Source organism: Acetonema longum DSM 6540, assembly GCF_000219125.1.
In the GTDB taxonomy this organism is placed as follows: domain Bacteria; phylum Bacillota; class Negativicutes; order Sporomusales; family Acetonemataceae; genus Acetonema; species Acetonema longum.
In genome coordinates, this window is record NZ_AFGF01000231.1 from 1 (window position 1) to 8962 (window position 8962).

The 8962-nt window shown below is 48.8% G+C and carries 6 protein-coding genes; 3 read left to right on the forward strand and 3 right to left on the reverse strand.

From position 1 onward, the window contains the following. Window positions 1-52: 52 nt before the first annotated feature. Entirely contained in the window at window positions 53-1321 is a 1269-nt protein-coding gene (locus ALO_RS17535) for an SLC13 family permease (RefSeq protein ID WP_004098813.1), read from the forward strand. Window positions 1322-1438: 117 nt separating this feature from the next. Here ALO_RS17535 and ALO_RS17540 read toward each other — a convergent pair whose 3' ends face one another. Beyond that, the gene (locus ALO_RS17540) at window positions 1439-2812 is read right to left on the reverse strand and encodes an SLC13 family permease (RefSeq protein ID WP_004098815.1); all 1374 of its coding nucleotides are present in this window, start codon (window positions 2810-2812) and stop codon (window positions 1439-1441) included. A 477-nt stretch (window positions 2813-3289) separates the two neighbouring features. Between ALO_RS17540 and ALO_RS17550 the strand changes: the two genes are divergently transcribed. Both ALO_RS17550 and ALO_RS17555 read left to right on the forward strand, forming a co-directional pair. Then, window positions 3290-4168 (forward strand): LysR family transcriptional regulator, encoded by an 879-nt coding sequence (locus tag ALO_RS17550; protein WP_004573515.1) that lies wholly within the window; start codon window positions 3290-3292, stop codon window positions 4166-4168. A gap of 226 nt (window positions 4169-4394) precedes the next feature. Continuing rightward, window positions 4395-5303: a LysR family transcriptional regulator gene (locus ALO_RS17555; protein ID WP_004573516.1), complete on the forward strand. Its 909-nt coding sequence runs from the start codon at window positions 4395-4397 to the stop codon at window positions 5301-5303. 225 nt (window positions 5304-5528) lie between these two features. Here the strand turns inward: ALO_RS17555 and ALO_RS17560 are convergent, their stop codons facing one another. Next, the gene (locus tag ALO_RS17560) at window positions 5529-6878 is read right to left on the reverse strand and encodes an SLC13 family permease (RefSeq protein WP_004573517.1); all 1350 of its coding nucleotides are present in this window, start codon (window positions 6876-6878) and stop codon (window positions 5529-5531) included. A 485-nt stretch (window positions 6879-7363) separates the two neighbouring features. Then, complete coding sequence (locus ALO_RS17565) at window positions 7364-8713, reverse strand: SLC13 family permease (RefSeq protein ID WP_004573518.1); 1350 nt, start codon at window positions 8711-8713, stop codon at window positions 7364-7366. Window positions 8714-8962 lie beyond the last annotated feature (249 nt).

Genomic DNA, 8962 nt, shown 5'->3' on the forward strand with positions numbered 1-8962 from the left:
CGACGTCGTCAAGGATGACGAATAAGCCGGAAATACTAAAGGAGGTTTTATAGTGTCCTTAGCATTAATGTCATTGATCGCTCTGCTGATTGTCATCCTGATATCCTGCGTACTGCCTTACAACGTCGGACTCCTGGCCATTGCCTTCAGCTTTATTGTCGGCATTTTGGTGGCCGGCATGAAAGTCAGCGCTGTGCTGGCCGGTTTTCCGGTAGGCCTTTTCATCATTTTACTCGGTGTTACCTATCTGTTCGGTATTGCCCAGGAGAACGGCACTTTGGACAGGCTGTGCGGCACCTGCATTAAACTGGTCAATGGTAAGGCCAGCTTAGTGCCGATTGCATTTTTCCTGTTAGGCTTTGTCCTGTCGGCAATCGGACCAGGCCCCATTCCGGTCGTCGCCTTGTTAGCCCCGCCGGCGATGGGTATCGCCAGCAAATTAAAAATAAACCCTTTCTTAATGGCCATCCTGGTTATCAATGGCGCTAACGCCGCTTCCATGTCGCCGATTACTCCCTCGGGAGCAATCGCAGTCGGCCTAATCGCCAAGCTAGGCATGCCTGACATTTCCTTTGAGCTGTTCAGAAACTCAGCAGTAGCCAATGCTGCTATTAATGTCGTAGCCTACATCCTCTTTGGCGGACTCACTTTACTGAAAAATGACTTCTTTAGCAAAAACAATGCCGCTAAGGCTGATGGGAATCCCGAAGCTGAAGCTCTTAAAGCCCTAACCTATCAGAAACAACACTTTTTGACTCTGATCGGTATCGGATTAATGCTGTTCGGCGCCCTGGTCCTGAAATTTGATGTCGGTCTGACCGGCATATTTATCGGTACGATTCTGATCCTCTTGGGCTGCGCCGATGAGAAAAAGGTTTTACAAAACTGCATTCCCTGGGGAGCGCTGTTGATGGTTTGTGGCGTATCGGTTCTGGTCGGCTTAATGAGCCAAACCGGCGGTATGGACATGTTTATCGGGATGATTGCAAGCATCTCAACACCGCATTCATTACCCTTTGTCGCTACTTTAATCCCCGGTCTGATATCGGCCTATTCCAGCTCAGTCGGCGTTGTACTGCCCGCATTCCTGCCGATGGTTCCCGGCTTGGTTGAACAAGTCGGCGGCGATTTAGTCAGCATTTTCTCCGGCGTATGCATGGGCAGCTTTATCGTTGACGCCAGCCCGCTGTCCACACTGGGAGCGCTAATCATTGGCGCAGCAACTCCGGAAATGGATAAACGGAAACTGTTCAATCAGCTGTTAGCCTGGGGCTTAACCATGGCCTTTGTAGGCGCTGCAGCAGCTTGGCTTCTTTTCTAGCCGACATAGCTAAAAAAGAACTATCCCATTAATATCTATAAAAAAAGCCAAGGGCGGCAGCCGGCATTCATAGCCAGCTACCGCCCTTGTTTTAGGCTAAGGGTGACTGCCTAAAGCTTACAGACCAAGGAGCCCAAAGAAGATGTAACAAAGAATGGCGCCGACTACTGCCATGGAGAATCCCCAGATCAGCAGATGACGAAACAATTTGTTTTTATCTTCTTTCTCATCGGCGCAGGCGATACAAATGGCGCCGAAGAGAGATAGAGGGGATGTATCAACCATATGGGAACCAACATTAATGGACGAAATCATCGATATGGCATTGCCGCCTACCTGTTCTACCAGGCCGGGCACCAATGGCAGAAACATCGGCATCACCACGCCGGAAGAACTGGAATAGGCGGAAATGATGCCGGTTACCAGGCCTAATACGCCATTAATCGATACCGGGTCAGAAACCGCTGCAATCATGCTCACCAGAGCATTCAGTCCGCCGGCCTTATCCATGACGTCAATGAGGATTCCCATACCGCCTACCATGATAATCACCGACCAAGGCATGGACTTCACCGCCGCTTTGCTGTCGCCAGCGCCGGCAATCAGCAGGATGCCGGATAGCAGGAAGGCCACGGAACCTACGTTGGTTGCCTTACCGGTACCGATAAAGTTCATGAATGTCGGTGAAAACAATCCCTTGGTGATTGTCAGGCTGGGAAGAATGACCAACAGCACTAACACGGCAATGCTGGCCAGGGTCAACCATTGTTTCTTATCAAAGGGTTCAGGTTTGGGGGCAATGTCGTCAATGCTTAAGCTGGAATCGCGCTGTTGGCGGATCCAGGTCCAGCCGCCGAGGGCCAGAAAACCGCCAACGTTGCCGACCAGCTGGGCGACTTCAGAATTCAGATGGATCTTCCAGGCCAGCAGATTCAGGTCGCCCAGCGGCTGCCCCAAAGCCGCCAGCTGCGGCGCCATTTTGCTAACAAAGGAGTTGGAGATGATACCGGTAGGAGCGATCGGAGAAAACGCCGCTCCCTCGGCTGCCCCCACCACCAGCAGGGTCATTAAAAAGGCGCTCATGCCGATCCGGCTGGCAATTGCCATAGCCACCGGCGCCATCAGGGCAACGGTGGCTATATTGCCGGGCCCGATGGTTGTAATGATGGTGATGAGCATAAAGATAATCAGGGGGATTAATGCGGTATTGCCTTTGGCCAGACGTATCGCATTGCCGGTGAGTTTTTCCATGGTGCCATTGGTGGTTGCAATGCCAAATAAGAAAGTGACGCCGGTCAAAATCATGAACAAGTCCAGCGGCCAGGCCTGCATGACCTGGACCGACGACAGATTGGCAAAAAAAGAGCCTACGGCAATAGCGAAGCCGATGGCCAGGATGCCGACATTGAGGTCTTCATTGATCATCGATATGCCAACTACGATAATGACGGCTAAAAGTGAAGCAATGGCTGCAAGAGACATTCCAAACATGTAAAGACTCCTCTCCATAACTGAATTTTAACGAATTTGGCTGCTTTTTCTTTTTTCTGCTTGTTACTCCCCCCTTCTGCCGCCTTTTTACGGCAGAAAGCCGATTTTTAATTCCACACTGATTGAATAAGCAATTTTAATTCATGGAGAAATCTTTTGTTAAACTTACCGCAGTTCCAAGGATTATGAATCTCGTGAGTTGATTCCGGCTGACGCAAGAGCGCCGCCGCCCGGATCATAGCCGCTTTGTGCTTGCGGTAATAAAACCTGCTGATACTGTTGCCGGATTGGCCTGAAATCAAGGGATCCGTTGTTAGTGGGAACCCGCCTGATGTTTGAGATTTCATCGTATTTTCACTTCCTAAAAGTTTACTTTAGATGGATTGACTTTAGTATATCTTGCTGGTTTGTGAATTAAAAATATGGTATAACTATGTTAATATATCTTCAAACTATATATTGGGAGGATTTCCCACGGTGGAATTGCGACAATTAGAATATTTTCAGATGGTCTGCCAACTAAACAGCATTTCAAAAGCAGCGGAACAGCTTCACATCGCTCAGCCTTCCGTTACCATTGCCATCCAAAAATTAGAGGAAGAACTCGGCATACAGCTCTTTGACCGCAGCCAGCGGCAAATTGCCCTGACTGTCGCCGGGCATGTCTTTTCAGAGCGCGTCAACGAGATTTTAAACCGCGTCGGCGACTCAGTCAGCGAAATGAAAGATTTGCGCCTGCTGCAACAAGGCTTAATTACCATCGGTCTCCCGCCCATGATCGGACTTTCCCTGTTTCCCACCATCTTCGCCCAATTCCAGAAGCAATATCCCCAATTCAAGATCACCGCCATTGAAGGCGGATCAGTAACGATTCAAAACCTGGTCGAGCAAGGTAAAATTGATATTGGATTTCTCACCAAAACGGATATACCGCCTTTTTTAGATACCATCCCGATTACCAAAGGACAACTTAATGTTTGCCTGCATCCCGGGCACCCCTTGAGCCAGCTGGCCAGCATCCCGTTTACTCAATTGCAGGATCAGCCGTTTATTTTACTGAAAAAGAATTCCTTTCACCGTCAGATCATCCTGAATGAATGCAAGAAATATCAGTTTACGCCCCGTATTGTCTTTTCATCAAGTCAGGTCGAGACGATTATCAGCCTGGTGGAACTGGAGGTCGGCATATCCTTTCTCTTTGACGTCATCGCCCGGAGGCATTCGACGATCCATAGCCTCCCGTTGACTAATCCGATTCATTATCAGATCACACTGACCTGGAATCGCAATCGCTACCTTTCCAATGCTTCGAAGGTATTTATCGATTTTATGACCAGCGTATATTCCCGGACATAAGGGCCTCCCGGGCCCAGTTTTTATATGAGAGAAACAGAGACGCCAGGCAGCAAAATGCTGCCTGGCGTCTCTGCCATATCACCGGCAAACCGAAAAAAGTCCGGCCGGTTCTGTCTCATATAGTTTATAACTATTTGAGCATAAGCAAGATGTATTTGTCGTGACCAATGGCCAAAGCCTATACTTATGTAAATACATGGAATAAATAAAAATGAGGGAAGTCCTTATGGATTTACGGCAACTAAAATATTTTCAATTAGCCAGCCAACTGAACAGTATTTCCAAGGCAGCTGATCAGCTTCATATTGCCCAGCCTTCCGTTTCCATCGCCATCCAGAAGCTGGAGGAAGAACTGGGAGTTCAGTTGTTTAACCGCAGCCAAAGACAAATCACCCTGAATGCCGAAGGACGCGTCTTCTCGAAGCGGGTGAATGACATTCTGGCCAGCATTGATGACTCGATCCGCGAAATGAAAGATCTAAGCAAGTCGCCCCATGGTACGATTAATATCGGGGTCCCGTCCATGATTGGCCTCTCGCTGTTCCCGCATATCTTCGCCCAATTCCAGAAGCAATACCCCCGGTTCAGTCTCACAGCCATCGAAGCCGGCTCGGTAACGATCCGGAACTTAGTGGAGCAAGGCCATATTGATGTGGGGTTTATTACCCAGTCTGCCGCTCCGTCGCCGGCCATTATAAAAGCTGCGTCGCCGTCAGCCCTAGATACCATCCCGATTACAACCGGTCAGATCTATCTTTGTCTGTATCCTGGCCACCCGCTGACCCATCTTGCCAACATACCTTTTGAGCAATTAAGCGGGCAATCCTTTATTTTACTGCGCAAAGATACTTTTAACCGGCAGGCTATACTGGCGGAATGTAAAAAGCACCACTTTACTCCCCAAATTATTTTCTCTTCCAGTCAGGTAGAGACGATCATCAGTCTGGTAGAGCTGGAGATCGGCATAACCTTTCTCTTTGACGCCATAGCCAAACGTTATCCGGCAATTCAGAGCTTTCCCTTGGCTGACCCGATCTATTATCAGATCGCACTGACCTGGAACCGTAACCGCTATCTTTCCAACGCGGCGAAAACATTCGTCGAATTCATGTCCGGCGTGCACTTTTCTGTATAGTTTAGAACTATATTGGCATAAGAAAGATGTATTTGTAACCCTGTAGTATATCAGGCTATACTAATGTTAGTCCCAGTGTCTGATAACCGGGAACCTGTAAACGGTAACGGATACGGGAAGTACCCGGCTTCTTGCGGCAGTAAAAAAGGGCGAGCTTTTTTACTGCCGCAATAGAAAATGGGCCGAAGGCAGGCCTTCGACCCGTTAAAGCCTTTTGGAAAAGAATTAGAATCCCAGGAGACCAAAGAACACATAGCAAATAATCGCGCCAACCACCGACATGGACAGACCCCAGATCAGCAGGTTGCGGAACAGTTTGCCTTTGTCCTCATGATCGCCGGCGCAAGCGATGCAAAGAGCGCCGAGAGTGGACAGAGGCGAAGTATCAACCAAGTGAGCACCGATGTTGATTGAGGAAATGATGGCAATCGGATCGCCGCCGCCGATTTCTTGGATCAAGCCGGGAGTCATGGGCAAAAACATCGGCATAACCACGCCGGAAGAACTGGAATAAGCCGAGATAACACCGGTGATCAGAGCCAGCCAGGCATTAACAGTAGTCGGGGTAGAGATCGCACCAATCATCTTGATGAAGGCGTTCAGTCCACCGGATTTATCCATGACCTCAATTAGGACGGTAACACCGCAGACCATCATAATAACGCCCCATGGCATGACTTTGATAGCTTTCTTGGAGTCGCCCGATCCGGTTAACATGAGGACAGCAGCCAGCATAAAGGCGACTGTACCCACATTACTCAGCAGATTAAGAATAGTTTTCGGGAATATGCCTTTAAAACCAGGCAAACCGGGAACAACAATCGCCAGGATTAATACGCCGACCAGTGACAAGGTCAGCCATTGATGCTTGTCAAAGGGTTCTGGCTTTGGAGCCAGTTCGTTAATATCCAGGGTCTCTCCGCGCTGCTTCTTAATCCAGGCCCAGCCGCCCAGTATAAAGAACCCGCCAATATTGGCAAAGCTCTGAGCCACTTCGGAGTTAAAATGGATTTTCCAGGCCAAACCGTTGAGGGCATCGGCAGCAATGCCAAGCTGAGGAGCCATTTTGGCAATAATCCCGTTAGAGATAATGCCGGTAGGAGCAAACGGAGAAAAGGCGGCGCCATTAGATGCGCCAACGACCAACAGGGTCATCAGGAAGGCTGGCATGCCGATACGAGTGGCAATAGCCATAGCTACCGGCGCCATCAGAGCTGTGCCGGCGATATTGCCAGGTCCAATAGTGGTAACAAAGGTAGTCAGAACGAATACGATCAAGGGTACAATAGCAGTATTGCCTTTACAAATACGGATAGAATAGGCAGTTAATTTCTCCATGGTACCGTTAGTCTGCGCCATGCCGAAGAAGAAGGTGACACCCACCAAGATCATAAACAGACTGACCGGGAAATAGCCCAAAACCTTAGCGCCGGTCATTCCACCCCACAGGCCGCCGACAATAATTCCAAAAGCAACGGCCAGGAACCCGACATGCAGGTCTTCATTAATGCAGCTGATGATGACAACGATGCATAGCGCTATGATAGACATAATTGCTGCTATTGACAATTCCATTCTTCCATTTCCTCCTCATCCAACTAAATTTAGTACATTTTTCTACGGTCAGTTAGACTAAGACAGCTTATAAGTTGATGGGTCAATAAGGCAGCCGACGGACCATGAGCAGTGCTTAAGAAACAGCCAATACATAACAATGCTATAATCCCATCTGTAACCAGCCTAAAGGCATCCCCCCTTTACTCTACCCACATTGGGCAGATAATTGCTTTTATTCAGACAATTATCTGCCCAATATATTATTCTGATAATTTAATTAAACAAAAAACGCTACTCAAATTCCTACTATCTCCAATGTGAGAATGGCAATTGCTTAGCGTGGGTGGTACAATTATTACTTTCTCGATGTAACAAAAAAGCCTCTTTTTTTAGTGCAAAATAATGCAAAAATGCATACACTTTGTTGTATCTTTGCAATGCCAGAGGGTGAGAGGCGAGTCTCCCCCTCTGAACATTGAGAATTTCCGAAACGGAAAAACGGATTAGAATCCCAGAAGACCGAAAAACACATAGCAGACAATGCCGCCTACTACTGACATGGACAGACCCCAGATCAAGAGGTTGCGGAACAGTTTTGCTTTGTCTTCATGGTCACCGGCGCAAGCGATGCAAAGAGCGCCCAGAGTAGATAACGGTGAAGTATCAACCACATGGGATCCTACGTTGATGGTAGAGATCAAGGCAATCGGATCGCCGCCGCCGATTTCTTTAATCAAACCGGGCACCATGGGCAGGAACATCGGCATAACCACGCCGGAAGAGCTGGAGTAAGCCGAAATAATGCCAGGAATTACCCCCAGCCAGAAGTTGGCTGTAACAGGACCGGATACAGTACCGATCAATTTGATCAAGGCATTCAGGCCGCCGGCTTTATCCATTACATCAATCAGTACGGATACGCCGCAAACCATCATCATAACACCCCAGGGCATTACTTTGACAGCCGCCTTGCTGTCGCCTGAGCCGGTCAGCATCAGGACGCAGGAAAGAACAAAAGCAACTGAGCCAACATTAGACAGCATATTCATGACAATCTTCGGGAACAGGTTCTGCATGCCAGGCAAACCGGGCAGAACCACCAGCAGGATCAGTACGCCAACCATAGCCAGAGTCAGCCATTGGTGTTTATTGAAGGGTTCCGGTTTCGGCGCCAGTTCATCAATATCCAAGGTTGCGCCGCGCTGTTTGGTAATCCAGATCCAGCCGCCCAGGATAAAGAAACCGCCAATATTAATGATGCCCTGTACAACTGTGGAGTTAAAATGAATCTTCCAGGCCAGACCGTTCAAAGCATCCGCAGCAATGCCAAGCTGAGGCGCCATTTTGGCAATAATGCCGTTGGCAATAATGCCGGTAGGGGCAAAAGGCGAGAAGGCAGCGCCGTTAGCAGCGCCGACAACAATAAGGGTCATCAGGAAAGCAGGCATGCCAACGCGGGTAGCAATAGCCATGGCCACAGGCGCCATCAAAGCCGTACCGGCGATGTTGCCAGGTCCGATGGTGGTAACAAAAGTAGTCAACAGAAAAACGATCAAAGGAATCAAGGCCGTGTTGCCTTTGCAGAGACGAACCGAGTAAGCAGTCAGCTTTTCCATAGTGCCATTGGTCTGAGCCATACCGAACAGGAACGTGACGCCAGTCAGGATCATGAACAGGCTCAGTGGGAAGGACCCCATGACTTTAGCCCCGGTAAGGCCGCTGAACGCTCCGCCAACGATGATGGCAAAGCCGATACCCAGGAAACCTACGTTAAGGTCTTCGTTGATGCAGCTGATAACAACCACAATCACTAACGCAATGATCGAGGCTATGGCAGCAGTAGTGATTTCCATGTGTTTTCCTCCCTTGCGTGATTTATAGTGCAGCGAATCTGTAACGCCTGCAATGAGCAGAAAAATCCAAATTGTCAGATTTTCAGCATTCAGGCAGATATGCTGACGCTAACTAAGTAGTGATAGTTTGCAACGCGTTCCACTATTCTAACTTTTAAAAGAACTCTAGGGGGAGGTTACCCGGAAGTAACCTCTCACTTCAAGAGTTTCAAGAGAAATTAGTCTTCGTCTTCTTCCCCTGCGGCAGGA

Excerpts from the sequence above, each read along its gene's own strand:
- ALO_RS17540 (WP_004098815.1), bottom strand. The coding sequence starts at position 2,812 with ATGTTTGGAATGTCTCTTGCAGCCATTGCTTCACTTTTAGCCGTCATT.
- ALO_RS17555 (WP_004573516.1), top strand. The coding sequence starts at position 4,395 with ATGGATTTACGGCAACTAAAATATTTTCAATTAGCCAGCCAACTGAAC.
- ALO_RS17560 (WP_004573517.1), bottom strand. The coding sequence starts at position 6,878 with ATGGAATTGTCAATAGCAGCAATTATGTCTATCATAGCGCTATGCATC.
- ALO_RS17565 (WP_004573518.1), bottom strand. The coding sequence starts at position 8,713 with ATGGAAATCACTACTGCTGCCATAGCCTCGATCATTGCGTTAGTGATT.